The organism is Phenylobacterium sp. CCH9-H3 (assembly GCF_001557235.1).
Classification (GTDB): Bacteria; Pseudomonadota; Alphaproteobacteria; order Caulobacterales; family Caulobacteraceae; genus Phenylobacterium.
The window spans coordinates 1-26,696 of the sequence record NZ_LSJI01000187.1; the positions used below are offsets into that span (position 1 = coordinate 1).

The following is a 26,696-nucleotide window of genomic DNA, read 5'->3' on the forward strand; positions in this document are numbered from 1 at the left end:
AGTTTCGAGGCCAGCACCTGCTGCGCCGGCAGGACGCCCTTCGACTGCCCGCCCACGAACACCTGGAAGTCCTGGGGCGAGGAGACGTCCAGCGTGAGGCCCGGCAGCTGGGGAATGCGGTAAGCCTCCCCCTTGGCGAGTTGCCGGGCGAAATAGACCGAGCCGTCCGCCCCGCGCACGATCAGCGCCCCGGCCTTGATGGCCTGGACGGTCACCACCGACGTGAGCCGTGGATTGCCCGAATCATAGACGCGCCCCTTGGGCGTGAACACGGTGGGCAGCGACGCCAGGTCCACCGGCGGCGGCTCGCCAAGCCGCGTCGGCGGCGGGGCGACCGCGGGGGGCGCGTTCGGGTCGGCCTTCAGTCCCATGGCGGCGGCCAGCCCTGGCGTCTCGTAGGGCGGCGGCGTGGTGGATTCCACCGGGGCGGGCAGGGGATAGCCCAGCTCGACCGTCCCGGACTTCATCTGGGTGAGGGCCTTGGCCGTCTGCGCCGGCGGCGCCAGCGGCGGGGGCGGGGCGGCGGCCATCATCGCCCGCTGCGCCACGTTCCACAGGACGATGGCGGCGATGATGATCAGGGCGCCGATCAGGAAGGCCGCCACGCGGGGGTCCTTCTCGTCGATCATGCCCACCGGCGCGCGCAGCGCCTCCTCCAGCACCGGCTCGTCGCTCTTGAACCGCTCGGTGGCCAGGTCGGGGTCGACGCCCAGGGCCGTGGCGTAGGCGCGGATGTAGCCGATGGTGAAGGGGCGGGACGGCAGGGCGTCCAGCTCCATCGCCTCGATCGCCTCGAGGTACGAGCGCCGCACCCGAGTGCGCTCGGCCACTTCGGGCAGGGTCAGGCCTTTTTCCTGGCGGATCGCCCGCAACGCCTCGCCCAGCGTCTCATGGGCATGCAGCGGATCGACGGGCCCCGGCGGCTCCTGGCTGGCCTGTTCGGCGGGCGGCGGCGCATCCGGGGCGCCGAAGTTCAGCGCCGCGCGAAGTCGTCCGCGCGCCGTCTCGGCCTTCCTGGATGTGCGTCTGCGTAACACGCGGGCTCCTGCCGTCGCCGTCACAGTGTCTAGGGATTCGGGCGAGGATCAGACGGCGAGGTAGAGTTTGCGCGCGAGGGTTTCAATCTCGTTCCGAACCGAGCCGGCCGACGATTTCAGCAGGGCCGAAACGCCGCGACGGGCGGCCTCCCGATCGCAGCTCAGCACCATCTGCTTCACAGGGCCGATGCCGGCGGGGGGCATGGACAGTCGCTCGAAGCCGATGGCGGTGAGCGCGAAGGCCTCCAGCGGGCGGCCGGCCATCTCGCCGCAGACGCTGACCGGCGTGCCGGTCTCGGCGCAGGCGCGCTGGATCGCCTCCATGGCGCGCAAAGCCGGCGGTGACAGGAAGTCGTAGCGGTCGGCCACCCGCGGGTTCCCCCGGTCGGCGGCGAACAGGTATTGCATCAGGTCGTTGGTCCCGACGCTGACGAAGTCGGTCATCGGCAGCAGGGCGTCCAGGTGCCAGATCAGCGACGGCGCCTCGATCATCGCCCCCACGTCCAGGCGCGAAGGCGCCGGGCGGCCGCGGCGCTGGGCCCAGGCCACCTCGGTCTCCACCAGCGCACGGCCGGCGCGGAACTCGTCCACGCTGGCCACCAGCGGGAACATGATCCGCAGCGGCCGGCCCTTCGAAGCGGCGATCAGGGCGCGGAGCTGCAGGCGGAGCAGGCCCGGGCGGTCCAGGCCCATCCGGATCGCACGCCATCCCAAGGCCGGGTTCTCCTCGCGTTCGGCCTCCATGTACGGCAGCACCTTGTCGCCGCCGAGATCCAGGGTGCGGAAGGTCACCGGCAGGTCGCCGGCCGCGTCCATCACGCGGGAATAGAGCGCCGTCTGGGCGTTGAACCGGGGCATCTCCTCCGAGACCATGAACTGGAACTCGGTCCGGAACAGGCCGATGCCCTCGGCGCCGGTGTCGGCGAGGCTCTCGAGGTCGACGTCGAGGCCGGCGTTCATCAGCAGCGTCACCTTCACGCCGTCGCGGGTGAAGGCCGGGGTGTCGCGCAGCTTGGCGAACTCGGCCTGCCGCTGCCGGCGCACGTCCATCCGCGCCTTGATGGCGGTAGCCACGTCGGGGCGGGGACGCAGGTAGGCCTCGCCCGTCTCGGCGTCGACGATGACCGGGTCGCCCTCGGAAACCTTGTCGCGCAGGCCGTTCAGGCGGCCGACGCAGGGGATGTCCAGCGCGCGGGCGACGATGGCGGCGTGAGAGGCGGAGGAGCCTTCTTCCAGCAGCAGGCCGCGCAGCTTGGTGCGGTCGTATTCCAGCAGGTCGGCGGGACCCAGGTTCCGGGCGACCAGGATCGCGTTCTCGGGCAGATCGCGCGCCACGCTGCCATCTCCCGACAGGTGCCGCAGCAGCCGGTCGTTCAGGTCCTCGAGGTCGTGCAGCCGCTCGCGCAGATAGGGGTCGCGCGCCTGGCCCAGGCGGGCGCGGTGCTCGGAACGCACCCGCTCCACCGCAGCCTCGGCGGTCAGCCCGTTCTTCACCGCATCCTCGAGACTGCGGTTCCAGCCCCGGTCGTGGGCGAACATGCGGTAGGTGTCGAGCACGTCGTACGAGGCGTCGACCAGGCCGTGCTGGCCCTCCAGCATCTTGTCGATCTGGGCCTTCAGCGCCTCCAGCGCCGCCTGCAGCCGCGCCTCTTCGGCCACCACGTCGTCGGACAGCAGCTGCGAGGAGGCCACCGGCGGCTCGTGCAGGACGGCCACGCCATAGGCCAGGCCGTCGGCGAACTTCGAGCCCTTGATCCGCTCCGGCCGCCGGGGCGCCAGCTCGACGCCTTCCAGCTCGCCCACGCTGATCAGTTCGCCCGAGGCGACCATTTCGGCCACCACCATGGCGACGATCTGGATGTCCTCGACCTCGTCCTCGGAATAGACCCGCTCGGTGCGGTTCTGGACGACCAGCACGCCGATCACCCGCCCGCCGCGCAGCAGCGGCACGCCCAGGAAGGCGTGATAGGGATCTTCGCCGGTTTCCGGGCGATACGAGAAGGCGGGGTGCTCGGGCGCGTCGGCCAGGTTCAGCGGCCGGCCCATCCGCATGATCTCGCCCACCAGGCCCTCGCCCGGCTTCATCCGGGTCACGTGGACGGCGTTGGGGTCGAGGCCCTCGGTGGCGAACAGCTCCATCTCGCCGCTGGCGCGCCGCAGGTAGATCGAGCACACCTCGGCGACCATGGAGAGCGCGATGATCCGCACGACCATGTCCAGGCGCTGCTGCGCGGGGCCGCCCCCGGCGAGCGCCTCGCGGATCTGCCGAAGCAGGCTCCGCTGTCCACGTATGGCGACGGATGCGGCCATTCTACGCGAACGATCCTCCCTTATCCTTTGCCGGGTCCCTAACAGTTTTATCTTTCAGAACCGAGACCCAAAGGCCGGTTTTGCTGCGGCCGACGAAACTGCACAGCCATGGGGCATGGCGGCGGCCACTGACCGTCGCTAGCTTAGATGGGTGGCCCTCGACGATCTCCCCAGACCTCGACTGATCCCACCGGCGGTGGAGCCGCCGGACGCGCCGCTGCCCTATTTCCACGCGCTCTGGAAGCTCCTGGACAACCCGATCGAGGCCTGGCCCCGGGCGGTCTACGAGGAGCCGTTCTACCAGCGGGGCGACGAGCGGCAGACCTTCCTCTACGCCTGCGACCCGGCCATGCTGAAGGACATCCTGCTCGACAAGGTCGAGGCCTTTCCCAAGGACTGGATGTTCGACCGGGTGACCAAGCCGGCCCTGGGCGAGGGCCTGCTGACCGCCCAGGGCGAGCACTGGCGCTGGCAGCGGCGGGCGGCCGCGCCGGGGTTCCGGCCCGACAACGTCGCCGCCATGACCCCGGCCATGGTCGCGGCCGCTGAGGCGGCGCTCGCCCGCTGGCGCGAGCGGGGCGAGGGGGCCCGGCTGGACATCGCCACCGAGATGACCGCCATCACCTTCCAGGTGATCCTCGACACCATGCTGTCGGGCGGCGAGGGGATCGACGTCGAGGCCGCCGCCCGCAAGATCACCGACTATCTGGAGACCCTGGGCAAGATCACGCCCGCCGACCTCCTGCAGTGGCCGACCTGGACGCGGGTGGCCCTGGCGCCGCGGGGCCAGCGAGCCATGGTGTTCCTCAAGGCCATGGTCGACCGGATGGTCGAGCGCCGCCGCCGCGAGCCGCCGCGCGGCGACCTCGTCGACCTCCTGATGCAGGCGCAGGACCCCGAGAGCGGCCGGCGGATGGACGACGTCCTCTTGCGCGACAATCTCCTGACCTTCATCGCCGCCGGCCATGAGACCACCGCGCTGGCGCTGACCTGGTCCCTCTACCTGCTGGGCCGCGATCCCGAGACGGCGGCGCGGGTCCGGGCCGAGGTGGCGCAGGTCGCGGGCGAGGCGAGCCTGACCGACGCCGACGTCGCGCGCCTGACCTTCACCCGCCAGGTCGTGCAGGAGGCGGTGCGCCTCTACCCCTCCCTGCCGCTGATGAGCCGCATGTGCGCCGAGGACACCGAGGCCGGCGGCCATCCGGTGGCCAAGGGGACCTTCATCTTCATTCCCATCTACGCGATCCACCGGCACCGGCGGCTGTGGCGCGACCCGGACGCCTTCGACCCGGACCGGTTCGCCCCGTCTGAGAGCGCCGGCCGGCCCCGGTTCGCCTACCTGCCCTTCGGCGGGGGGCCGCGGGTGTGCATCGGCCAAGCCTTCGCGCTCACCGAAGCCGTCGCGATCCTCGCCACGCTCGTCCGCGGCGCCACCCTGGAGCCCGACCCGGGCCACCGCATCCGCCCGGTCATGCGCGTCTCCATGCGGCCCCAGGGCGGGATGCCCATGACCCTTCGGTTGCGCTGAGCGCTCAGCCGGCCCGGATCAGCAGGTCCTCGTAGAAGGCGCCGATCGGCCGCGTCGGATGGGCGATCTGGATCTCCAGGATCCACAGGCCGGAGACCGGCACGCCGTCGAAGTCGCCCAGCGCGCCCGCCTTGTAGATCGCGTGCGGGAAGTCCGAGACGCGGTGGCCTTTCACCTCCCAGTTCAGCCGCCAGCCCTTCTCGGCCGCGCGTTCGCCGGCGAACCGATAGAGCGCCTCGCCCGTGACGCCATGCTCCCGCCACTGGGTCGCCACCTCGTCCCACAGGTCGCGCGCCGCCTGGGCGCAGGCGTGCATCTCCGGATCGTCGCCGACGACGAAGGTGTCGCCCGCGTCGCCCTCGTGACCGTCCCAGACGGCGCCCAAGTCCACGAAGAAGATGTCGTTCGCCTGCAGCACATAGTCCGGCTGGAAGTCGGCATGGAAGGTCTCGGTGGTGCCCGGGCCGAAGCGCACGACGTTTCGGTGCCACAGCCGGTCCATGCCCATGGCCTCCAGCACCTCCTGGGCGATCTCGTCGCCCCGGCCCTCGGTGACGCCGGGGCGGATCTCCGCGGCGATTCGGCGGACCGCCTCGAAGGTCAGGTCGCGGGCCTTGATCATGGCGGGGAGCGAGAACGCCTCGCCGACGGCTTCGCGGCGGGGATGGGCGACGGACATGGACGACTCCGAGAGTGATATAAAGAAATCCTTATATCATTCTGGAGCGCGGCGCGAGCCCCCTCCGACACCGCTTGAGCTTGCGCGCGGCCGGGCGCATCGTCCCGCCAACGATAAGGGCGGGGAGGGGTGGCCATGCGGAAGTGGCTCGCGTTTGCGCTGGCCTGGGCGCTGATCCTGGGCGGGTCGTTCCTGGCCCACCGGGTGCAGACGTCCGGCGGCGCGGTGAAGGTCTCCGAGGTCCGGATCGCCGCCGAACAGGGCGTGACCGTCTCCGGCCTCCTGTACGTCCCCGCCACGGCGACGGCGGCGAGGCCCGTGCCGGCGGTCCTGGCCAGTCACGGCTACATCAACACCCGCGAGATGCAGAGCCCGTTCGCCATCGAGCTCAGCCGCCGCGGCTTCGTGGTCCTGGCCATGGACATGACGGGCCACGGCTATTCCGGCGGGATCGTCGGCACGGCGGATTTCGGCGGCCCGGCGGCGTTGCGCTACCTGAGAAGCCTGCCGTTCGTGGACAAGGCCAATGTCGGGCTGGAGGGCCACTCCATGGGCGGCGGGCCGATCCTGGCGGCTGCCGCCGAGCACCCCGACGCCTACCGGTCCATCGTGCTGGAGGGCTCGACCCCCGGCCTCCTGGGCGCCAAGGCGCCGACCGACCCGAAGAACCTCGCCGTCGTCTTCGGCCAGTACGATGAGTTCGCCGGCCTCATGTGGGGCGTGCCCAAGGGCTCGCAGATCGGCGAGTCCAGGAAGCTGCAGGCCCTCTTCGGCGTCACCGCGCCGGTGATGGAGGGCCGCATCTACGGCGACGTCGCCGGGGGCACGGCGCGCGTCCTCTACAATCCCCCGATCACCCACCCCTGGGAGCACTTCTCCGGCTCCGGCGTCGGACGCGCCGTCGACTGGTTCGAGGCGACGTTGAGGCCGGGGCAGACGCCCTCGCTCCCCGGGCAGGTCTGGATCTGGAAGGTGGTCGGCACGCTGGTCGCCTTCATCGGCATGGTCGGCCTGATCCTGGCCACCTTCGACCTGCTGCTGGGCAGCCGGTTCTTCGCCGACCTGAACCATCCCGCGGAGCCCGTCGCCGAACGCCGGGACCGGCGCTGGTGGACCTCGCTGGTCCTCACCGCGGCCCTGCCGGCGCTGACCTACTTCCCCCTGATGAAGGTGGGGCAGCTCTTCTTCCCGATGGCGGTCTTCCCGCAGTGGGTCCAGAACCAGCTCCTGGTCTGGGCGCTGGGCACGGCGGTGCTCACCCTGATGATCGGCCTCGTGATCCGGCGCAAGGCGACCTTCACCAACCGCTGGGGCGTGGCGATCGCAATCACCGTGGTGACCATGGCCGTGGCCTACGGCTCCCTCGTCCTGGTGGATCGTCTGTTCAAGGTGGACTACCGGTTCTGGGTGCTGGGGCTGAAGCCGCTGGACACCGTGCGGGCCATGCAGCTGCCCGGCTACCTCATCCTCTGGAGCCTGTTCTTCCTCGTCGCCATGCGCGCCTTCGCCGCCGCCATCCCGGTGAAGGGCGAGGGGCTCATGGCGGCCCTCGGCTGGGGCAAGACGGCCATGGCGCTGGGTTTCCTGGCGCTGGTCGTCTGGGAGTACGCCACCCTCTTCGCCACCGGCCTGCTGGCCACCCCGACCGAGCCGCTGAACGTCATCGTCGCCATCCAGTTCGTGCCTTTGCTGGCGATCGTCGGCGTGATCGGCGCCTGGACCTACCGGCGGACGAATTCCTACGTCCCGGGCGCATTGATCTGCGCCGTCCTGATCAGCTGGTACATCACCTCGGGAACGGCGAACCACTGGCAGCCGGGATTCGAGCCGCAGCTTCCGGGGGCGCCGGCGAAGCGGTGATCCGGTAGGCGCAGCGCCGCGCGCCCGCCAGGATGTGGTCGGTCCGTTCGATCTCGACGCCGGGCCCCAGCACCTGGCGGAACACCATCAGCTCCGCGCGGCAGAATCCCTGGCAGGCGGCCGCCGCCGCGCAGATCGGGCAGTGGTTCTCCACGAGGAGGAAGCCGCCGCCAGGGTCGGGCGACCAGTCGGCCATATAGCCTTCCGCCGTCCGAATCTCGGCCAGGCGGGCGACGCGGGCCTCCAGGCCCTCCGCGTCGGCCATCGCCTGGTCATAGCTCTCCGCCGTCGTGGCCTCGCGCCGGGCGATCATCCGCTCGACCCCCGCCTCGCCGAACTCGGCGCGGACGGCGGCCAGCATCTCCAGCGTGAGTTGGGCGTGGGTGTCGGGGAACCGCGCCTGGGCTGCGGGCGTCAGGGACCAGATGCGCCGGGGTCGGCCGACGCCGCGGCGTTCGTCGCGGTGGCCGACCAGCCCGTCGCCGACCAGGCGCTCCAGGTGCTGCAGGACCGCCTGGCGGCTGATATTCAGCGCGCCCGCCAGGCCCAGGGTCTCGGCGGGACCCCGGCTCTTCAGATGGAAAAGGATGCGGTCGGCGGGCGTGTGCATTTGACAATCTGATGATTGCAAAATCCGCGAGCGCCGTCTACCTGATTTGACATGCCCGAGGTTGTCGAAAAGACCGACGCGCGCGCCAACAGCTGGGGCGATCTGCTGGCCGAAGGCCGGCTGCCGCGTTTCGCCCTGATCTGCCTGGGCGTCTGGCTCAACGCCGCCGACAGCCTCGTCACCGCCACCATCCTGCCCAGCGTGGGCGCCGACCTGGGCGGCTACGCCTACTTTTCCTGGGCCACCGCCGGCTTCTTCGTGGGCGCCATCCTGGCCGGCGCCAGCTCCGGCCGCCTCTCCGAGATGTTCGGCCTTCGCTCGGCCACCGCGCTCGCCGGCGTGGTGATGGTGGTGGGGTGCGTGATGAGCGCGGCCGCGCCCGACGTGGGCTGGTTCCTGGCCGGGCGGCTGGTCCAGGGCCTGGGCTCGGGCTGGATCTCAGGCTTCGCCATGGTGGCCATCGCCATGCTGTTCCCGGAGCGCCACCTGGCCCGGGTGTTCGCCGCGGTGACCTTCGTCTGGGGCATCGCCACGGTGCTGGGGCCCCTCTTCGGCGGGGTGGTGGTGGAAGCGGGCCACTGGCGCGACGTCTTCTGGCTCTTCGCAGGGCAGGCGGCGGTCTTCAGCCTCGCCACGCTCTGGCTGCTGGGTCGGGCGGCCAAGCCCTCCGGCGGGCCGGGCATACCCTGGCTGCAGCTGGCGGTGCTGGGCCTGGCTGTGGCGGCCATCGCCGTGGCCGACCTTGCCCCGACCGCGCTCGGCTCCGTCGGCCTGGTGGCCGCCGGCCTCGCGATCCTGGTCCTCGTGGTGCGCATCGACGCCCGCGCACGCATCCGCCTGCTGCCGCATCGGGCCGGGGATCTCTCCACGGTCTGCGGCTCAGGCTACCTCGGCATGTTCGCCCTCACCGCGGCCTCCATGGGGTTTGCGATCTACGGCCCGCCGATCCTGCAGCACCTGCGCGGCTATTCACCTCTCGTGGCCGGATATGCGGTCGGCGCGGAGTCGATGGCCTGGACCGTCTCGGCCATGGCGGTGGCCGGGGCGACCGGCGTCTGGGACGCCCGATGGACGCGGCTCGGCGTGGTCCTGCTGGTGATCAGCCTGGTGATCCTGGCGCTGACCATGGCCGACGGGCATATCGCCTGGGTGCTGACCGGAGGGTCGCTCCTGGGCGCCGCGTTCGGCTTCTCGTGGGCGTTCATGAGCCGCCGGCTCCTGGCGGCGCTGTCGGACGAGGATCGCGCCATCGGCTCGTCGGCCATCATGGCGGTGCGCCAGACCGGCGGCGCGGCGGGCGCGGCGATCTCGGGCGTCGCAGCCAACCTCGTGGGCTTCTCGGACGGGCTGACCGACGCCAGCGCCCGCGGCGCCGGCTTCTGGGTGTTCGCCGCGGTGATCCCTCTGGCCCTCGTCGGGGCCTGGGCGACGTTCCGGATGACCGGCGCGGCCAAAGCCGTCGCCCCCTAGGGGTGTTTGGGTCGCCCTAGGATTGCATTTCGATTGAAGCGCGGCTTTGATCCGCCGCGTGAGTCCCACCGGTGAACGCGACCCCGAGACGATGACCCGGCGAGACAGGGTTCTCGCAGGCCTGTCGTTCGCCTTCCTGCTCGACGAGATGGCGACGGGCGTGGGGGGGCTGGACCCCCTGGACGCCCTGCTGGTCCTGGCGATCAATCAGGCGAACATCGCCCCGCTGACCCGCGACCACGACGCCCGGGCGCGCTACGGCTCTCTCGACACCCCGGCGCCCGACGGCGAGCGCCGGCCGGTGAGCATGAACGCGGTCGCCGCCTCCCTGGGCCTGCCGTTCGAGACGGTGCGTCGCCGCATTCGCCGCCTGGCCGCCGCCCAGGTGTGCCACCTCTCGGCCGAGGGCGCGGTCGTCCCGGCCAGCTTCCTGGCCTCGCCCAGCTATATCCAGTCGGTGATGGAGGGGCACGAACGCCTGCGCCGCTTCTACGGCGAGCTGGACGCCGCCGGACTGGTCGAACACCTTCCCCCGCCGGCGTTCGACACGGACGCCATTCCCATCCGCGCGGCTGCCCGGCTGCTGGCCGACTACATCCTGCGCGCGGCCGAGGGGCTGATGCGCGAGGCCGGCAATGTGATCTCGGTGCTGGCCCTCGTGGCCCTGCTGGCCGCCGCCCTGCGGGACGAGGGCCGTGCGGGCGGGCGGGGCCGCGCCACCTCGGTGCGCCAGATCGCCGTGACCCTGAAGCTGTCGCCCGAGACCGTCCGGCGGCATGGCGCCGAGCTGGTCGAGGACGGTCTGTGCGTGCGCACGGCCGCCGGACTGCTGATCCCGGAGGAGGCCTTCGACCGGCCGGGCATGCGCCGGCTGCTGGCCGAGAACGCCGGCAACGTCCAGCGCCTGCTGGCCGGGCTTGCCGAGCGCGGCGTGATCCGCGCCTGGGCGGCTGGCTAGAGCTGGTCCAGACCGTAGGCGGCGTGCAGCGCGCGCACCGCCAATTCCGTGTAGGCGGCGTCGATGAGTACGCTGATCTTGATCTCGGACGTCGAGATCACCTGGATGTTCACGCCCTTTTCCGCCAGCGCCTGGAACATCGACTTGGCGACGCCCGCGTGGCTGCGCATTCCGACCCCGATCACCGAGACCTTGGCCACGTCCTCGTTGACGCGCACGTCCTCGAACCCGATCTGCGGCTGGTTGGCGCGGATGATCTCCACGGCGCGCTGCGCGTCCCGCCGGCCGACGGTGAACTCCATGTTGGCCGTGTCCGCCGTGCGCGCGTGGCTCTGGACGATCATGTCCACGTTCACGTTGGCGTCGGCCAGGGCGCCGAAGATCGCCGACGAGACGCCCGGATGGTCGGGCAGGCCGAAGAGGCTGATCTTCGCCTCGTCGCGGCTGTAGGCCACGCCGCTCACGATCCGCTTCTCCACGATCTCCTCCTCGTCGCACACGATGGTGCCCTGGCCGGGCGCTTCGCCGGGCTCGACAAAACTGGAAAGCACCCTGACGGGCACATGATAGGCCATGGCCATCTCGACCGAGCGGGTCTGCAGGACCTTGGCGCCCAGGGACGCCATCTCCAGCATCTCTTCGTACGAGATCTTGGCGAGCTTCCTGGCCTTGGATTCGATCCGGGGATCGGTGGTGTAGACCCCGTCCACGTCGGTATAGATGTCGCAGGGGCACTCCAGCGCCGCGGCGATCGCCACTGCGCTCGTGTCGGAACCGCCGCGGCCCAGGGTGGCGATGCGGCCATCCCGGGTCACACCCTGGAAGCCCGCGATCACCGCGACTTCGCCGGCGTCCAGCGCCGCGCCCAGCTTCTCGGGCGGGATCTCGTCGATGCGGGCCCGGCCGTGAGCGTCGTCGGCGATGATGGGGATCTGCCAGCCCATCCACGAGCGGGCCGGCACGCCCATGTTGCGCAGGGTCATGGCCAGGAGGCCGGCGGTCACCTGTTCGCCGGAGGCGACCACCACGTCGTATTCGTCGTCGGAGGGCGTCAGCCCCTGCGCCGCGGCGCCCGCGCCGTCGGTCCAGGCCACCAGCTCGTTGGTCTTGCCCGCCATGGCCGAGACGACCACGGCCACCTGGTGGCCCGCCTCCACCTCGGCGTTCACCAGCCGCGCCACGCGCCGGATGCGTTCCAGATCGGCCACCGACGTGCCGCCGAATTTCATCACCAGGCGTGACATGGACTTGCGATCGGTACCCGTTGCTGCGCCGCCGAAGGGCGCAGCGTTCTAGCGACGCGCGGCGCGTACGGCAACGCCCGGAATCTTTCGTTTTCGCGGCCGGGCGGGGTAGAAGGGGGCATGACTTCCCAAGGCCCCGCCCGTTCAAGCATCGATCCTGCCGAGGTCGAGACGTTCTCGCGGATCGCGGCGGAGTGGTGGAACCCGCGCGGCAAGTTCGCGCCCCTGCACAAGTTCAATCCCGTCCGGCTGGCGTTCATCCGCGACCAGGCGCTCTACCGCTTTGGCCGCGACCCTGCGGCCCGGCGCCCCTTCCAGGGCCTGCGCCTGCTCGACATCGGCTGCGGCGGCGGCCTGCTGTCCGAGCCCATGACCCGGCTCGGGTTCCAGGTGACCGGCGTCGACGCCTCCGAGCGCAACATCGCCACTGCGGCCACCCACGCCGCCGAGCAGGGGCTGGAGATCGACTACCGCGCCTCCACCGCCGAGGCGCTGCTGGCCGCCGGCGAGCCGCCGTTCGACGTGATCCTCAACATGGAGGTGATCGAACACGTGGCCGATCCTGAGGCCTATCTCCAGGACTGCGCGCGGCTGCTGAAGCCTGGCGGCCTGATGATCGTGGCCACCCTCAACCGGACTCTCAAGGCGCTCGCCCTGGCGAAGATCGGCGCGGAATATGTCCTGCGCTGGCTGCCGGTGGGCGCCCACGACTGGTCGAAGTTCCTGAAGCCCAGCGAAATCCGCGACTTCCTGTCGTCCCAGCCGGTCGTTGTGGACGGCCCCTTCGGCGTCGTATTCAACCCGCTTACCGGCCGATGGACGGAATCGGCCGACACGGACGTGAACTACATGATGACGGTGGTCCGCGACGCGGCGTGACGGGGCGCGCCGGTTCGCAGGGCCTTGGGGCGGTTTAGGAGAATCCATGCCTTCGCTTCGCGTGCTCGGGCACGCCTTCCGCGCCTGGCGGCGGAACAAGACGTGGGCCAAGCATGAGCCCGAGACCCCGTATCTCGCCGACCTGCTCTCGGGCGCCCCGGTGTGCCTGCACGTGGGCGCCAGCGATGGGCGACATTCGTATGTGATGACCCAGGTGGCGCCCAAGGCGCGCATCTATGCCTTCGAGCCGTCAGCCTTCGCCTTCGAGGTGCTGAAGGTCGCCGTCGCCTGGCACCGGATCGGCAAGCAGGTCACCGCCGTCCACGCCGCCGTGGCCGACAAGCCGGGCGAGCTCCTGCTGGTGACCCCCAAGAAAACCTCGGGGCGCATGGGCCGCGCCTATGCCTACGTGGCCGAGACCCGCCCGAACGGCCCCGCCCGGCCGGACCTGGAAGACACCGGCATGGACGTCCAGCCCACGCCCGTGATCACCCTCGACGCCTTCTGCGGCGAACACGGGATCGACCGGGTCGACTTCATCCGCATGGACATCGAAGGGGCGGAGCTGCGGGCGCTCATGGGGGCGCTGAAGATCCTCGACCGGGACCTCCCGCACGTGCTGCTCGAGATCCATCCCGACATGCTCCAGGCCCGCTTCGGCGCCTCGGGCGAAGCGGTGCTCGATATCTTCCGCGACCGCGGCTACCGCATGTTCGCCTTGAACGGCGACCGGCTGGAGGAGCGCACGACCCTGGTCGAGGGCCTGCCCTGGAAGGACTACTTCTTCATCCACCCCAACCGCGCCGCCCGCCTCCCCGACGGCGTCTTCAAGGCCCGGATGGCGGCGTGAGCGATGCGCCGGACACCCTCGACGGCCTTTGGCTCTTCGATGGTGTTTGCAACTTCTGCTCGGCCTCGGTGCAGTTCGCGCTACGGGCCGACCGTAAGGGTGCTATGCGCTTCACGCCGCTCCAGTCGCCGTTCGGCCGGGCGATCGCAGCGAAGTACGGCCTCGATCTCGAGAACCCCGACAGCTTCCTCTACTTCGAGGGCGGCCGCCCGCTGCAAGCCTCCGACGCGATCCTTGCTCTCGCGCGCCGCCTGGGCCCACCCTGGTCGTTCGCCGCCGTCCTGCGCTTGATCCCGAAAGCCTGGCGTGATTCCGCCTACGTTCTGCTCGCCCGCAACCGCTACAGGCTGATGGGCAAGAAGGCGGCCTGCATGGTCCCGACGGCGGAACAGCGGGCCCGTTTCATCCTCGAACCTCCGACGGGCTGGGCTTGAGGCGGCGCATCCTGCTGGTCGGCGCCACAGGGGCGTTCGGCGCGCGCCTCGCCCGCCTGCTGGCGCGCTGGGACGTGGACCTCGTGCTGGCGGCCCGTCACATGGAGCAGGTTCGAACGCTAGCCCGAGAACTCAAGGGCCCCGCGCGGATCGAGGCGGTCGCGCTAGACCGCCAGGCGCCGGACCTAGCCAGCCTGGCCCCGTGGGCCGTCGTCGACGTCGCCGGTCCATTCCAGGCCAGCGACCTGACGCTGGCGCGGGCCGCCGTGGCCGCGGGCGCCCATTACGTCGACATCGCCGACGGCCGCGACTTCGTTGCGGGCTTCCCTGCGGCCCTCGATGCGGAAGCCCGGGCCGCCGGTGTCCTCGCCGTCACGGGCGCCAGCTCGACGCCTGCGCTCTCCGCCGCCGCTCTCGACCGGCTCACGGCGGGCTGGCGCGCCGTCGACACTGCGCGGGTGACGATTTCCCCCGGAGCGCGCGCGCCGCGCGGCCGTTCGGTGGTGGCGGCCATCCTGTCCTATGTCGGCCGTCCGGTTCGCGTCTTCGCCGGGGGAGGCTGGACCGAACGCCCGGGCTGGAGCGGCCCGCGCCGCGTGTACCTTCCCGGCCTCGGTCGCCGGTGGGCCTCGCTCTGCGACACGCCCGACCTCGACACGATCCCGGATCGCTTCGGCGTGCGCCGAGATGGCCTGTTCCTCGCGGGGCTGGCGCTCAGCTGGATGCACCTTGGCCTATGGCTACTGAGCTGGCCGGTCCGATGGGGGTTGGCGCCCAATCTGGTTCCGCTCGCCGGCCCGTTGCGCGTGGCGGCTGGATTCGCCGCAGCCTTCGGGTCCGACCGCGGAGGCATGGTGGCGGAGGCCGCAGGCGAGGGCGCCGACGGCCGTCCCCGCCGTGCCCGATGGTCGCTGGTGGCGGACGCCGGGGCCGGACCCAACGTGCCGGTCGCCGCAGCGGCCGCAGTGCTGCGCGGCCTTGCCGCCGGCTCGATCGCCGCGCGCGGCGCTCGGGCCTGCGTTGGCCTGCTCGACCTCGACGCGATCATGGCGGAACTGGCCCACCTGCCCATCCGCACGGACACCCTCGTCGTGGCGCAGGACGAGCCCGTGCTCTTCCGCCGGGTGCTTGGCGACCGGTTCGACAGCCTTCCGCCGGAGGTCCGCCGCATCCATGGCGCCGCCGGACTCCAGCAACTGGTGGGGCGTGGCCGCGCGCGGGGCGCCCGCAACCTGCTGGCGACCCTGGGCCGGGCCATGCTCGGGCTGCCCAGGCCGGGCCGCTACCCCCGGCTTGACGTGGCCGTGGCGCCCGATGCGGAGGGTGAGATCTGGACTCGCGCGTTCGGCTCTGGGGCTTTCAGCTCGCACCTGGGGCCCGGCCGCGAAATCGGGCGATTCGAGGAGCGCTTTGGCGCGCTTTGCTTTGCATTCGAGGCCGAGACCTACGCGCACGGTTTCCGCTGGCGCTTCGTCGACTGTCGCTTGGGCCCGCTCCCTCTGCCACGCCTACTGCGCCCGCGCATCCGCGCCCGCGCGTTCGAAGCAGGCGGCATGTACCGCTTCAGCGTGGCTGTGGCGGCGCCTCTTGCCGGCCTCCTGTTCGCCTACGCCGGCCGGCTCCGCTAGCGACGCTGGGTCCGGCGTTCGCAGGTCCCGCGTTCCCATGGGCGTCCATACTTCCGCTAAGCAGCCCGCGCCCGATGCGCTACCGTCCGGCCAACTCAGAATCCGGAGGACCCGCCACCCATGCTCGCCCTGATGATGGATCGCCCGCTCACGCTGCCGTCGATCCTGGAGCACGCCGCGCTCTACCATGGGGACCGGGAGGTAGTGACGCGGACCGTCGAGGGGCCGATCCACCGCTACGGCTATGCGGACGCGCTCTCCCGCGCCAAGCGGATGGCCAAGGCGTTGCTGGCCCTGGGCGTGAAACCCGGCGAGCGGGTGGCCACCCTGGCCTGGAGCACCCACCGCCACTTCGAGCTGTATTTCGCGGTCACCGGGATCGGGGCGGTGCTGCACACCATCAACCCGCGCCTGCACCCCGACCAGGTGGTCTGGGTGGCCGACCACGCCGAGGACAGCCTGCTGCTGTTCGACATCACCTTCTCGGACCTCGTGGCCGAGATCGGCCCGCGGATGGCGACGGTGAAGACGTTCGTCGCGATGACGGACGCCGCTCACGCTCCGCCCGGCGTCCTGGTCTACGAGGACCTGCTGGCGGCGCAGGACGATGATTTCGCCTGGCCGGACCTCGACGAGCGGCAGGCCTCGGGCCTCTGCTACACCTCCGGCACCACGGGCAATCCGAAGGGCGTGCTCTACGGGCACCGCTCCACGGTGCTGCACGCCCTGGCCCTGGCCTTGCCCGACGCCTTCGACCTGTCGGCCCGCGAGGTGGTGATGCCTTGCGCCCAGATGTACCACGCCAACGCCTGGTGCACGCCCTACGCCGCGCCCCTGGTCGGGGCCAAGCTGGTGCTGCCGGGCCGCGCGCTGGACGGGCCCAGCATCGCCGAGCTGATCGTGGCCGAGCGGGTCACCTTCCTGCTGGGCGTGCCGACCATCTGGGTGGGCGTCGCCGATCACCTCGACCAGACCGGCGGCCAGATCACGACGGTCAAGACCATCGCCGTCGGCGGCTCGGCGCCCACGGCGGCGCTGATCGCGCGCATCGAGGATCGGCTGGGCGGCAAGGTCCGCCAGATCTGGGGCATGACCGAAACCTCGCCGCTCGGCGTCATCAACACCGCCCTGCCGAGTCACGCGGCGGAGACGCCGGAAGCCACGCTGCAACGCAAGCTGAAGCAAGGGCGAGGGCTCTGGGGCGTGGAGTTGCGGATCGTGGGCGAGGATGGCCGGCCGCTGCCCCGCGACGGCAGGAGCGCCGGCGCCCTGCAGGTGCGCGGCCCCTGGGTCGCCTCGGCCTATTTCAAGCAGGACGGCGCGGCCGCCTTCACCGCCGACGGCTGGTTCGACACCGGCGACATCGCCACGATCGATCCCGAGGGCTACCTGCGCCTGACCGACCGGGCCAAGGACGTGATCAAGTCGGGCGGCGAGTGGATCTCGACCCTCGATCTGGAGGAGGCCGTCTGCTCGCATCCCGCGGTCGCCATGGCCGCCGCGGTGGGCGTACCGCATCCGAAATGGGACGAGCGGCCGCTGCTGCTGGTGACCCTGCGCCCCGGACAGACCGCCGACCCCGAGGCGCTGAAGGCCCACGTGGCCGAGCGGGTGGCGAAGTGGTGGACGCCGGACGAGGTCCGGATCGTCGAGGCCCTGCCCATCGGCCCCACCGGCAAGGTGCTGAAACGCGAGCTGCGTGAGGCGCTGGCGACACAGGCGCCCGCCGGATGAGCGGATGACCGAAAGCTCACAGAACTCCGGGCTTGCACCGTGCGTTAGGCTTCCCAGGTGACACTGTAGAGCCAGTTGGAGGTCGGGCGTGGCCAGGAAACGTCCCAAGGGACTGATTGCGATGGGCTGGGCCGCGGTCGAAGCGGCCGCCAAGGGGCGAACCGAGCACGTTCCGACGTCGGCCGACTATCCCGAGGACGTGGTCCGACGCACCAGCTTCGTCTCGGGCGGCGGCCACGGCTGGCGCATCTCGGCGCTGGAGACCCCGCGGGTCCTGCCGCCCCCGTGGAAGATCGTGGTGATCACCGGCGCTCCCTCCTGGGCCGAATACTGGGCCGAGACCCTGGCCGAGCTGCCGCCGGACCGCGAGATGATCGTGGTGGACCGGCCGGGCTATGCGGCGTCGGAGCCGCTGCACCCCGTCACCGACATCCGGGTCCAGGCCGAGGCCCTGGCCCCTGTGCTCAAGGCCCGGCCCGGCCAGAAGGTGCTGCTGGTGGGTCAGAGCTATGGCGCGGCCATCGCCTCCATCATGGCCGAGCAGAACCCCGGGAAGGTCGCAGGGCTCGTCCTGCTGTCCGGGTTCTTCGGCGAAGCAGGGCCCACGGCGCGCTGGCTGCTGGACCTGGGCGGCAAGGCGCTGAAGATGATTCCGCGCGACCTTCGCCACGCCGTCATCGAGGTCACCGGCCAGAAGCCGCAGCTGCGCCACGCCAAGCGGGCCCTCGCCAAGCTGAACATCCCGATCCACATGATCCACGGCGACAAGGACGACTTCGCGCCCCTGGAGGCGGCCGAGAAGCTGGCGGAGGAAACGGTCACCCGCCGGCCCATCCGCGTCGTCCGCACGGAAGGCGCCAACCATTTCCTGAACGACGGACCCGCCGAGATCCTGATCGCCGCGCTGGAATCCTGCATCCCGCAGCGGGGCGCCGGCTGGACCTTCCGCTGGCCCAAGCTGCCCCAGCTCTGGCCGATCAAGCTGGGCAAGCCCACGCCGCTGCAGGCGAGTTAGTCCAGCAGGGTCCCCGTCGCCACGGCGAAGCCGATCACCACCAGCCAGGGCGGCAGCTTGGCCACGTGGAGGAAGACGAACGCCGCGGCCACCAGGGCCCAGTCCGCCGGGCGCCGCACGGTGGCCATCAGCACCGGGTCCCACAACGCCGCAGCCAGCACGCCGACGACCATGGCGCCGACGCCGGCCAGGACCCCCCGCGCCCAGGCTTGGCGCTTCAGTCCGTCCCAGAACGGCAGCACGCCCGTGATCAGCAGCAGGCTGGGCAGGAAGATCGCGAAGAGGGCGATCAGGCCGCCCGCGATCCCGCCGGGCCCATACCGCTGCGCCGCCCCGACGAAGCCGGCGAAGCTGAACAACGGCCCGGGCAGGGCCTGCACCAGGCCATAGCCCATCAGGAAGGTGTCCTGGTCCAGCCAGCGCCGGTCCACGATCTCGCGCTCCATCAGCGGCAGGACGACGTGGCCGCCGCCGAACACCAGCGAACCGATGCGGTAGAAGACGCCGGCCAGGCCCAGCCCGGGGTTGTTGAGCAGGCTGGCCGCCACCGGCAGGCCCACGAGCAGCAGGACGAACAGGCCCAGCGCGAGCAGCGCGCTCTGCCGGTCCACCGTCTCGAAAGCATCGTCGGGCGAGGCCTCGGCCGGGAGGTCCCGTAGCAAGGCCAGCCCGAACAGGCCGCCGGCGACGAGGGCGGCGATCTGGGCCATCGGGCTCTGCGCGACCACCAGGCCCGCGGCCGCGCCGATCGCCATGCCGGCGCGAACCGGGCCCACCGCCAGGGTGCGGGCCATCTGCACCATCGCCTGCAGCACCACCGCCGCCGCCGCGATCTTCAGTCCGTGGATCCAACCGTCGCCATAGCGCAGCATCAGACCCGGCGCGACCACGGCGAAGGCGATCATCAGGACCGCCGCCGGCAGGGTGAAGCCGGCGAAGGCCGCCAGGGCCCCGGCCAGCCCCGTCTGGCGCATCCCGATCGCCATGCCGATCTGACTGGACGCCGGGCCGGGCAGGAAATGGCAGAGCGCCACGAGGTCGGCGTAGGCGGCGTCCGACAGCCAGCCCCGCTTCTCGACGAACTCCCTCCGGAAGTATCCCAGGTGCGCCACCGGGCCGCCGAACGCGGTCAGGCCCTGCTTGAGGAACGCCAGGAACACGTCGAGCGTGGAGACGGCCTTTGCAGGCTGGGCGGCATCCATGACGCCTAGATGGTCGGGTACGGCCGCCGTGTCGACCCGTTTCGGCGATAGGGACTTCCCAGCCCCATCTGAACGGCGATAAGGCTTCTCGCAAACCAAGTAAGGAAGAGGGAAGACCATGAAGGCCGCCGTGCTGCGCGAAGTGGGCAAGCCGCTTCAGATCGAGGACGTGCAGATCTCGAAGCCGGGCCCGCGAGAGGTGCTGATCCGCACAGCCGCGGCGGGCGTCTGCCACTCGGATCTCCATTTCATCGAGGGCAAGTATCCTCACCCCATGCCGGCGGTGCTGGGCCACGAGAGCGCCGGCGTCGTCGAGGCGGTGGGCTCCGAAGTCCGCAGCGTGAAGCCGGGCGACCACGTCATCACCTGCCTCTCGGCCTTCTGCGGCCACTGCGACCACTGCGTCACGGGCCACATGGCCCGCTGCGTCTCGCCCGAGACCAAGCGCCGCGACGAGGACGAGCCGCGCCTGGCCAGCGCCAGCGGCCCGATGCTGCAGTATCTGAACCTCTCGTCCTTCGCCGAGCAGATGCTGATCCACGAGAACGCCTGCGTGGCGATCCGCAAGGACATGCCGCTGGACCGCGCCGCCCTGATCGGCTGCGGCGTCATGACCGGCGTGGGCGCCGTGATCCACACCTCGAACGTCCGCCCGGGCGACACCGTGGCGGTCATCGGCTGCGGCGGCGTGGGCCTGGCGGCGATCAACGGCGCGGCGATCGCCGGCGCCGGCCGGATCATCGCCATCGACATGGCGCCGGGTAAGGAGAACTTGGCAAAGTCCATGGGCGCCACCGACTTCGTGCTCGGCGGCCCGGACGCGGTGAAGACGGTCATGGAAATGACCCGCGGCGGCGTGCAGCACAGCTTCGAGGCCATCGGCCTCGCCGCCACGGCCGAGCAGGCGTTCAACATGCTGGCCCGCGGCGGCACCGCCAACGTCATCGGCATGATCCCGGTGGGCCAGACCATCAGCCTGATGGGCGCCGCCTTCCTCGGCGAGAAGCGCATCCAGGGCTCGCTGATGGGCTCCAACCGCTTCCCGGTCGACATGCCGCGCCTGGTCGACGCCTACATGGCCGGCAAGCTGCACCTGGACGACATGATCAGCCGCCGCATCAAGCTCGAGCAGGTCAACGAGGCCTTCGAGGAAATGAAGACGGGCGCGGTCGCCCGCTCGGTCATCGTCTTCGACGCCTGATGACGTCCAGCGCCGGCGGCCCCGCGCCGCCGGCCACCGTCACGCCGGTTGCCGCGTCTGGATGGAGTCCAGGTAGCGGATGATCTCGCGGACCTCGTCCGGCTCGAACCGGAACTCGGGCATCAGCGGATGCCCGGTCAGCAGCCCTTCGCTCAGAGCCTCTCCCAACATCTCCGGCGCATAGCGCTGATGCAGCTCGCGCAGCGGCGGGGCCGGGGGCTTCGGGCTGTCGCCCGTGCGGCCCACGGCGTGGCAGCCACTGCAATGCCTCTGCAACAGCGCTTCCCCTCGTGACGGAGGGTCGGTGGCCCGCGCCGCCGTCGCGGCCACAACCAGCGCCATCGCGATCGCGGTCGGCAGAATTCGGCTCATGGGGCCATGACACCAGCCGGCCGGATCGCGCGCCTTGACGCGGGTCAAGTTGCTCCGGCGAAGCGGCGATCCGGTTCGGACCGGTCAGCTCCCCTTCGGGCGCATGACGAGCCAGGGGGTAGGGCGGAGCCGCCACTCCCACACCGCCAGCAACTGGTCGAGGTGGTTCCATTCCATCAGCCATGGCGGGCCGTCCAGTCGCTTCGCGCCAGTGTCCACCTGCACGATGTCGTGTGTGGCCTCGAACCGCGCGCGCATCGTCGCCAGAGCTCCCTGGCGGAAGACGTCGTGCGTCTCCACGATGATGTTCATGTGCGCCAGGGCGGGGCTCAGGTCCGGTTGCAGTATGTCGACCTCAGCGCCCTCGGCGTCGACCATCACGAGCACCCGCTTGCCGGCGAACGCCTCGAAGTCCTGCGGCCTGAATTCGCCGCCGATGATCACCCGGTCGCTCACGCCGTTCCTGGCGGCCAGATCGGTGCAGAGCGCTCGCGCCTTGTCACTGATGTCGCGGGCGTGAACCGTGACGTCCGGCATCATCCGGGCCAGCCCCACGGCGTAGTAGCCCTCGGCGCAGCCGACATCGATCACGCAATCCAGCCCTTCGGCCGCCAGCGTGGCCAGGTGCGGGTGCAACTCGGACTCGTAGGCGCCCAACAAGCGCGGAATCAGCGCTCCCTCGCTCGCGGTGCTGACGTACTCCATCCCCGCGAAGGGGCCGCCCCAGATGCGCGCGCCCTCGTGCGCGACATAGGTGTTGGCCAGGATATTTGAGCGCCACTGCCCCAACAGCCGCAGCGCCCGATAGAGGTGGTCGATTCCAGGCTCGGCGGGCCACCGGGCGACGAGGTCTCGAACCATCTTCGCCACGGTTTTCGTTACGCCCATAAGCTCACCCCCCGCCGTCGGCGGTCAGCTACGCGTGAAGCCCCCGCGGCGCAAGGTCAGCGGGCAGCCATCGTACGGTTCGTCGCTCCGCCCTCGGCCAGCAGGCGTTCCACCCGCCCTTTCTGCGCCTTGAAGCGGGCCAGTTCGGCGCCCGCGAGCACTGTGCCCTGCGGAACCTTGGCGCCGACCGGGTTCACGCGTTTGCCGCGTTGCCAGACCTCGTAGTGAAGGTGCGGGCCCGTCGACATGCCGGTGGAGCCCACATAGGCCACCACCTGGCCCTGCCGCACCTTCATCCCGGGCTTGAGGCCCTTGGCGTAGCGGGACAGGTGCGCGTAGCCGGTGTCCCAGCCGCCGGAATGCCGGATCTGCAGCCAGTTGCCATAGCCGCCCCAACGGCCGGCGCGCACCACCACGCCGTCGCCGGCGGCCAGCACCGGCGTGCCCGAGCCGGCGCCGAAGTCCATGCCCTGGTGGGCGCGGGCATAGCCCAGGATCGGATGTCGCCGCTTGCCGAAGCCGGAGGTCAGCCGCGCCCCGTCCACCGGCGTGCGCAGCAGGAAGCCGCGGATGTTCTTGCCATGCTCGTCGAAGTACTCCGCCTCGCCGCCGTCGCGCTCGAAGCGGAAGAACTTCACGCCGTGCAGTTCGGCGTACTCCAGGTCTCCGGTCTCGATGGTGCGGCCGCTCTCGGTGACCTTGCGGTCGAACACCAGGCGGAAGTCGTCGCCGGGCTGGATGTCGCGCTGGAAGTCCAGCTTGTGGGCGAACAGCTTGGCCACCTGGGCGGTGATGGCGGGGGTTGCGCCCAGGCGCTGGGCGCTCTCGTAGAGCGAGCCCTGGATCTCGCCGTCGGCGACGGTGGTCTCGGCCGTGACCTTTTCCTCCAGCGCGCGCAGCCGCAGAGCCCCGTCGAAGGTGCGGGTCAGCGTGAGCGCCGTCGCCGGTCCGGTGCGCAGCGCCAGGCCCACCAGCCGCGCGGGCCGGTCGTCCCCGTGCGGCTGGGCCACGGCGGCGTCGAACGCCATGCCGGCCTTGATGTGGATGGTGTCCATCGCCCGGCCCAGGGTTTCGACAGCCTGACGCGCCTCCTCCGCCGTGACGCCGGCGCGCTCGACGGCTCGCTCCAGCGTCTCGCCCGGCCGCACCTTGACCTCGACATTCCGCGAGCGGGCATAGCCGGGCTGGGCCTCGGCCTGGGTGAAGGCGGCATGCTGCAGGGCCGCCACCGCCTCGGGCGCCAGGGCGACCGGCTCAGGCTTGTCCAGCCGCGAGGCGACCTGCCAGCCCACCAGGGCGGCGCAGACGGCCACGGCGCCTCCGGTCAGGGCCGGGGCGAGACGAACGGGAAATCGGCCCGACTTATAGATCTGCATCGCACCCCCGGTATCCACCGATGCGCGGCCCTGGACGCTTCAGGGCCGGGAAAGCGCCCCCCGGCGCCCCAGCAGTCGACGTTTTAGATGACCGGAACGTGGCGAGCCGCGCACCCGGTCGATTTGTCTCAGAGGAGACCCAGGACCAGTTCGGCGGGCCGGCAGAGCGCCGCACCCTTGTCGGTGACGACGATAGGCCGATTCACCAGGATCGGGTCGATGATCATGGCCGCCATCAGCGCCTCGTCGGACGCGCTGGGATCGGTGAGGCCCAGCTCGTCCGCCCGGGTGCCGTTGGTGCGCAGGATATCGTGCGCCCCGGCGCCCATCCGCTTCAGGATGTCCTCGAGCTGCGGCCTGGTCCAGCCGGCCTTCAGGTACTCGACCACGGTCGGCTCGACGCCCTTGTCGCGCAGCAGCTGCAGCGTGTTGCGCGAGGTTCCACAGTTCGGGTTGTGGTAGATCGTGACGCGGCTCATGCCGCCCCATTAGCGCCTGGCGAGCGGTTCACCAAGTGAACGAACGGGTCCCCGAGACGAACGTCGAGTCCGAGCTGTCCCAGGGCATCAGGTCGGCCGGCCGCGGGGGCAGGGGGGCCACTCCGGTCGGCCAGCGGTCGAACGCGGCCACGTAGCGCACGTCGAGCCGACCCGCGCCCGCGGGACGCACGCCGATCTCCACGCCCGTCCCGGCCGATTGCCAGTAGACGCGAACCCACTCGCCCTTGGGCAGGGTCAGCTCGATCGGAACGCCGGCGATGCGCGTCACCTGACCGCCGGCGCTGGCCCGCAGGCGCAGCTCCAGAGTCCGAGCGCCGGCTGGCGGCGCGGCCGAAAGCTGCAGGGTCCCGTTCGCGACCTTGGCGAGGGTGATGGCCGGCGCCGCCTCCGCGACCGGCGGGGCGCTGGCGGCGAGCATCGGCTGTCGCCAGGCCCAGTGCGAAAGCCGCTCGACGGGTCCGCCCTCCGCCCGCAGGACGGCGTCGGTCCACGGGCCGCTCAGCTTCGGCGGGCTGTAGCGCCAGGCCCGGCCGGTGTCCTGGTCGACGTGGTAGCCCACGTAGCTGACCTGCGGGTAGCGGGGCGTCCACGGGTCTTCCGCCCGGATGATGAGCGTCATGGCCAGGCCGCCGGCCAGCAGCAGGCCGCCGATCACCAGGCCCTTCTGGGCGCCGGTGTCGGGTTGCGCCAGGGGCCACAGAACGAGGCCCGCGGTGATCATCTGGATGGCGAAAAGGGGCATCAGGTCCATGCCCTCGTAGGCGAAGTGCGAGATGCCGCCCTGCCAGCCCAGGGCCGCCGCGGCGAGGACCACCAGAAGCCCGATGGGCAGGACGCCCCGCTTGGCGCTGAGCGCCGTCGCGGCCGCGCCGATCGCCGCCACCAGCAGCGGCCAGGCGATGACATAGGCCGCGCCGGGCGCCGCGACCTGGAGGATCGTGGCGAGGATGAGGCCCAGGATCAGCGCGCCGGCCCAGGCGCCCTTGCGGCTGGCCGGACGGCTGTAGACGAACACCCCGATGGCGCCGGCGACCACGCCTGAGACGATGCCGATCCAGTCGATCTCGCCGAAGGCCGAGGCGGCCAGTCCGAGCACCAGGGGGATCGACGCCATCCAGCGTCGGCCGCGCGCCATGTCGCCCGCGGCCAGCATCAGGAAGCCCAGCGACAGCATCATGATCGCCCATTCCCACGGCGCGGACTGGGCCAGCAGGAACCGCTGCTCGATGAAGCCGAACCCCGCGCCGGTCAGCCGCCGGGCGAACTCCAGCACGGCTACCGTCCCCACGCCGGCGAAGGCGAGGGCGCCCATGCCGCGCACGATGTCGGTGGCCGGGAACTCGCCCGAGTGCCGCGCCCAGCGGACGGAGAACGCCAGCAGCACGGCGGCGACCAGGAGGATCACCCAGCCGAACCACACCGGATAGGCGATCACCGTGTCGCCGAAGAGGTTCGAATAGACGACGTTGGGCGAGCGTTCGGGCAGCCGCGCGGCGAAGGCTGTCTCGGCGGTGGCGGCCAGGACCTGGGTCCCCATGTCCTGCAGCGAGCCGCGCTCCAGGTTCGCCGGGGTCGAGGTGGGGCTGTGATAGTCGAACTGGCGGCCGATGATGGCGTAGTTCAGCCCGGCGATGCCCGCCCTCAGCGACTCCGTCAGATCGGTGTCGTTCGGCATCTTCTCGTAGATCAGCACCGAGAGGGAGGACGACGACGGGTCGCGCGCCGTGCTGGCGAACATCCGGATCAGGTCGCCATTCTGCGCGCTGGTCTGGAACATGTTGACGCGGCCGCTCGAGCCGCGGGCCTCGACGTTGATCACCAGGCCGATGCGCCGGGCCAGCGGATCGCGGCGGAAGAAGTGGTTGGCGCCCAGGAGGCCCGCCTCTTCCCCGTCCGTGATCACCAGCATCACGTCGCGGGCGGGGGTTCCGCGCGCCTTGATGGCCCGGATGGTCTCCAGGGCCACCGCCACGCCCATGGCGTCGTCGGCCGCGCCGGGCGAGGCGGGCACGCTGTCGTAGTGGGCCATCAGCGCCACGGCGGGGGCGTTGCGGTCGCGGCCGGGCAGGACGCCGACGATGTTCTCCACGGCGCCGGCATAGACCCGGTCCGATGCGCGCCGAGGGATCTGGACACCCACGCCGGGCCGAACCTCCGGCGACAGGCCCAGCTCGGCCATCCGGCCGACAAGGGCGTCGCGGACGCGTGCGTTGGCGGGCGAGCCTATGGGATGCGGCTCCGCGGCCATGAGGGTCACGTCGGCGAACGCCCGCTCGGCGGAGAATTCGCTCGCAGGGGCGCCGACAGGCCGCGACTCCGGGAGGAGCTGCTCGTTGAAGGCGATCCACGAGCCGAGCATCAGCGCGATCAGCAGCGCCAGGTAGCGACCCATCCGCGTCTCCCCCGAGTCTCGTTGGAGCTACGCTAGAGTGTATCGTCGGAAACGAAAACGCCCGGCGGTGAGGCCGGGCGTTCGGTGTTCGCAGGTCGAGCCGGATCAGGCGGCGATGGTCGCGCCCATATCCTGCGGGTCGCGCAGCACGTAGCCGCGGCCCCAGACCGTCTCGATGTGATGCTTGCCCTCGGCGGCCGCGGCCAGCTTCTTGCGCAGCTTGCAGATGAAGACGTCGATGATCTTCAGCTCGGGCTCGTCCATGCCGCCGTAGAGGTGGTTCAGGAACATTTCCTTGGTGAGGGTCGTACCCTTGCGGAGCGAGAGCAGCTCCAGCATCTGGTATTCCTTGCCGGTCAGGTGAACGCGGATGCCGTTCACTTCGACCGTCTTGGCGTCCAGGTTCACCACGATGTCGCCGGTCTTGATGACCGACTGGGCGTGGCCCTTGGAGCGGCGCACCACCGCGTGGATGCGGGCGACCAGCTCGTCCTTGTGGAACGGCTTGGTCATGTAATCGTCGGCGCCG

The 26,696-nt window shown here is 70.9% G+C and carries 23 protein-coding genes; 11 read left to right on the forward strand and 12 right to left on the reverse strand.

The window, feature by feature from the left end:
• Positions 1-1,037 (reverse strand): RodZ family helix-turn-helix domain-containing protein (locus AX721_RS17245; RefSeq protein WP_068877226.1); only part of this gene is annotated, 1,037 nt, incomplete at its 3' end.
• A gap of 48 nt (positions 1,038-1,085) precedes the next feature.
• Positions 1,086-3,347 (reverse strand): phosphoenolpyruvate--protein phosphotransferase, encoded by a 2,262-nt coding sequence (gene ptsP / locus AX721_RS17250; protein ID WP_068877227.1) that lies wholly within the window; start codon positions 3,345-3,347, stop codon positions 1,086-1,088.
• Between the two features lie 151 nt (positions 3,348-3,498).
• Between ptsP and AX721_RS17255 the strand changes: the two genes are divergently transcribed.
• Positions 3,499-4,875 carry a cytochrome P450 gene (locus tag AX721_RS17255; RefSeq protein ID WP_082769865.1) on the forward strand — a complete coding sequence of 459 codons (1,377 nt, stop codon included), beginning with the start codon at positions 3,499-3,501 and terminating at the stop codon, positions 4,873-4,875.
• 4 nt (positions 4,876-4,879) lie between these two features.
• Here AX721_RS17255 and AX721_RS17260 read toward each other — a convergent pair whose 3' ends face one another.
• Positions 4,880-5,554 carry a M24 family metallopeptidase gene (locus AX721_RS17260; protein WP_068877228.1) on the reverse strand — a complete coding sequence of 225 codons (675 nt, stop codon included), beginning with the start codon at positions 5,552-5,554 and terminating at the stop codon, positions 4,880-4,882.
• Positions 5,555-5,689: 135 nt separating this feature from the next.
• On the opposite strand from AX721_RS17260, the gene AX721_RS17265 reads away from it, so the two are divergent.
• The gene (locus AX721_RS17265) at positions 5,690-7,414 is read left to right on the forward strand and encodes an alpha/beta hydrolase (protein ID WP_068877229.1); all 1,725 of its coding nucleotides are present in this window, start codon (positions 5,690-5,692) and stop codon (positions 7,412-7,414) included.
• Here the strand turns inward: AX721_RS17265 and AX721_RS17270 are convergent.
• Positions 7,341-8,024 carry a metalloregulator ArsR/SmtB family transcription factor gene (locus AX721_RS17270; protein WP_082765384.1) on the reverse strand — a complete coding sequence of 228 codons (684 nt, stop codon included), beginning with the start codon at positions 8,022-8,024 and terminating at the stop codon, positions 7,341-7,343. The genes AX721_RS17265 and AX721_RS17270 overlap by 74 nt on opposite strands.
• Before the next feature lie 51 nt (positions 8,025-8,075).
• Between AX721_RS17270 and AX721_RS17275 the strand changes: the two genes are divergently transcribed.
• Together AX721_RS17275 and AX721_RS17280 are read left to right on the forward strand one after the other, a co-directional pair.
• Complete coding sequence (locus tag AX721_RS17275; protein ID WP_068877230.1) at positions 8,076-9,494, forward strand: MFS transporter; 1,419 nt, start codon at positions 8,076-8,078, stop codon at positions 9,492-9,494.
• A 58-nt stretch (positions 9,495-9,552) separates the two neighbouring features.
• Positions 9,553-10,452 carry a hypothetical protein gene (locus AX721_RS17280; protein ID WP_156467219.1) on the forward strand — a complete coding sequence of 300 codons (900 nt, stop codon included), beginning with the start codon at positions 9,553-9,555 and terminating at the stop codon, positions 10,450-10,452.
• Here the strand turns inward: AX721_RS17280 and AX721_RS17285 are convergent.
• Positions 10,449-11,696 carry an aspartate kinase gene (locus tag AX721_RS17285; RefSeq protein WP_068877232.1) on the reverse strand — a complete coding sequence of 416 codons (1,248 nt, stop codon included), beginning with the start codon at positions 11,694-11,696 and terminating at the stop codon, positions 10,449-10,451. The genes AX721_RS17280 and AX721_RS17285 overlap by 4 nt on opposite strands.
• Before the next feature lie 120 nt (positions 11,697-11,816).
• On the opposite strand from AX721_RS17285, the gene ubiG reads away from it, so the two are divergent.
• From ubiG to AX721_RS17315, 6 genes are all read left to right on the forward strand, one after another.
• Positions 11,817-12,575, forward strand: a complete 759-nt coding sequence (ubiG, locus tag AX721_RS17290; protein ID WP_068877233.1) for a bifunctional 2-polyprenyl-6-hydroxyphenol methylase/3-demethylubiquinol 3-O-methyltransferase UbiG — start codon at positions 11,817-11,819, stop codon at positions 12,573-12,575.
• Positions 12,576-12,621: 46 nt separating this feature from the next.
• On the forward strand, positions 12,622-13,425 hold the full coding sequence (locus AX721_RS17295; protein ID WP_068877234.1) for an FkbM family methyltransferase: 804 nt from the start codon (positions 12,622-12,624) through the stop codon (positions 13,423-13,425).
• Positions 13,422-13,859: a thiol-disulfide oxidoreductase DCC family protein gene (locus AX721_RS17300; protein ID WP_068877235.1), complete on the forward strand. Its 438-nt coding sequence runs from the start codon at positions 13,422-13,424 to the stop codon at positions 13,857-13,859. The genes AX721_RS17295 and AX721_RS17300 overlap by 4 nt, the downstream gene beginning before the upstream one ends.
• Positions 13,856-15,487 carry a DUF4166 domain-containing protein gene (locus AX721_RS17305; RefSeq protein ID WP_231733216.1) on the forward strand — a complete coding sequence of 544 codons (1,632 nt, stop codon included), beginning with the start codon at positions 13,856-13,858 and terminating at the stop codon, positions 15,485-15,487. Before AX721_RS17300 ends, AX721_RS17305 begins: the two co-directional genes overlap by 4 nt.
• Before the next feature lie 120 nt (positions 15,488-15,607).
• Positions 15,608-17,221: a long-chain fatty acid--CoA ligase gene (locus tag AX721_RS17310; RefSeq protein ID WP_068877236.1), complete on the forward strand. Its 1,614-nt coding sequence runs from the start codon at positions 15,608-15,610 to the stop codon at positions 17,219-17,221.
• 88 nt (positions 17,222-17,309) lie between these two features.
• Positions 17,310-18,236: an alpha/beta fold hydrolase gene (locus AX721_RS17315; protein WP_156467220.1), complete on the forward strand. Its 927-nt coding sequence runs from the start codon at positions 17,310-17,312 to the stop codon at positions 18,234-18,236.
• On the opposite strand, the gene chrA is transcribed toward AX721_RS17315, so the two are convergent.
• Positions 18,233-19,438: a chromate efflux transporter gene (gene chrA, locus AX721_RS17320; protein ID WP_068877238.1), complete on the reverse strand. Its 1,206-nt coding sequence runs from the start codon at positions 19,436-19,438 to the stop codon at positions 18,233-18,235. The two genes, AX721_RS17315 and chrA, sit on opposite strands and share 4 nt — an antisense overlap.
• 118 nt (positions 19,439-19,556) lie before the next feature.
• Between chrA and AX721_RS17325 the strand changes: the two genes are divergently transcribed.
• Positions 19,557-20,639, forward strand: a complete 1,083-nt coding sequence (locus tag AX721_RS17325) for a Zn-dependent alcohol dehydrogenase (RefSeq protein ID WP_068877239.1) — start codon at positions 19,557-19,559, stop codon at positions 20,637-20,639.
• Between the two features lie 39 nt (positions 20,640-20,678).
• Here the strand turns inward: AX721_RS17325 and AX721_RS17330 are convergent, their stop codons facing one another.
• The 6 genes from AX721_RS17330 to AX721_RS17355 form a co-directional block, all read right to left on the reverse strand.
• Positions 20,679-21,059: a cytochrome c gene (locus AX721_RS17330; RefSeq protein ID WP_231733215.1), complete on the reverse strand. Its 381-nt coding sequence runs from the start codon at positions 21,057-21,059 to the stop codon at positions 20,679-20,681.
• 36 nt (positions 21,060-21,095) lie between these two features.
• On the reverse strand, positions 21,096-21,881 hold the full coding sequence (locus tag AX721_RS17335) for an SAM-dependent methyltransferase (RefSeq protein ID WP_068877240.1): 786 nt from the start codon (positions 21,879-21,881) through the stop codon (positions 21,096-21,098).
• Between the two features lie 74 nt (positions 21,882-21,955).
• Positions 21,956-23,275, reverse strand: coding sequence for a M23 family metallopeptidase (locus tag AX721_RS17340; protein ID WP_068877241.1), 1,320 nt, complete (start codon positions 23,273-23,275; stop codon positions 21,956-21,958).
• Between the two features lie 128 nt (positions 23,276-23,403).
• On the reverse strand, positions 23,404-23,754 hold the full coding sequence (arsC, locus tag AX721_RS17345; RefSeq protein ID WP_068877242.1) for an arsenate reductase (glutaredoxin): 351 nt from the start codon (positions 23,752-23,754) through the stop codon (positions 23,404-23,406).
• A gap of 28 nt (positions 23,755-23,782) precedes the next feature.
• A complete protein-coding gene (locus AX721_RS17350) occupies positions 23,783-26,167 on the reverse strand; it encodes a M20/M25/M40 family metallo-hydrolase (protein WP_068877243.1) in 2,385 nt (794 codons plus the stop codon).
• A gap of 105 nt (positions 26,168-26,272) precedes the next feature.
• Positions 26,273-26,696: response regulator transcription factor (locus AX721_RS17355; RefSeq protein WP_197422622.1), on the reverse strand; the 424-nt coding region annotated here is incomplete at its 5' end.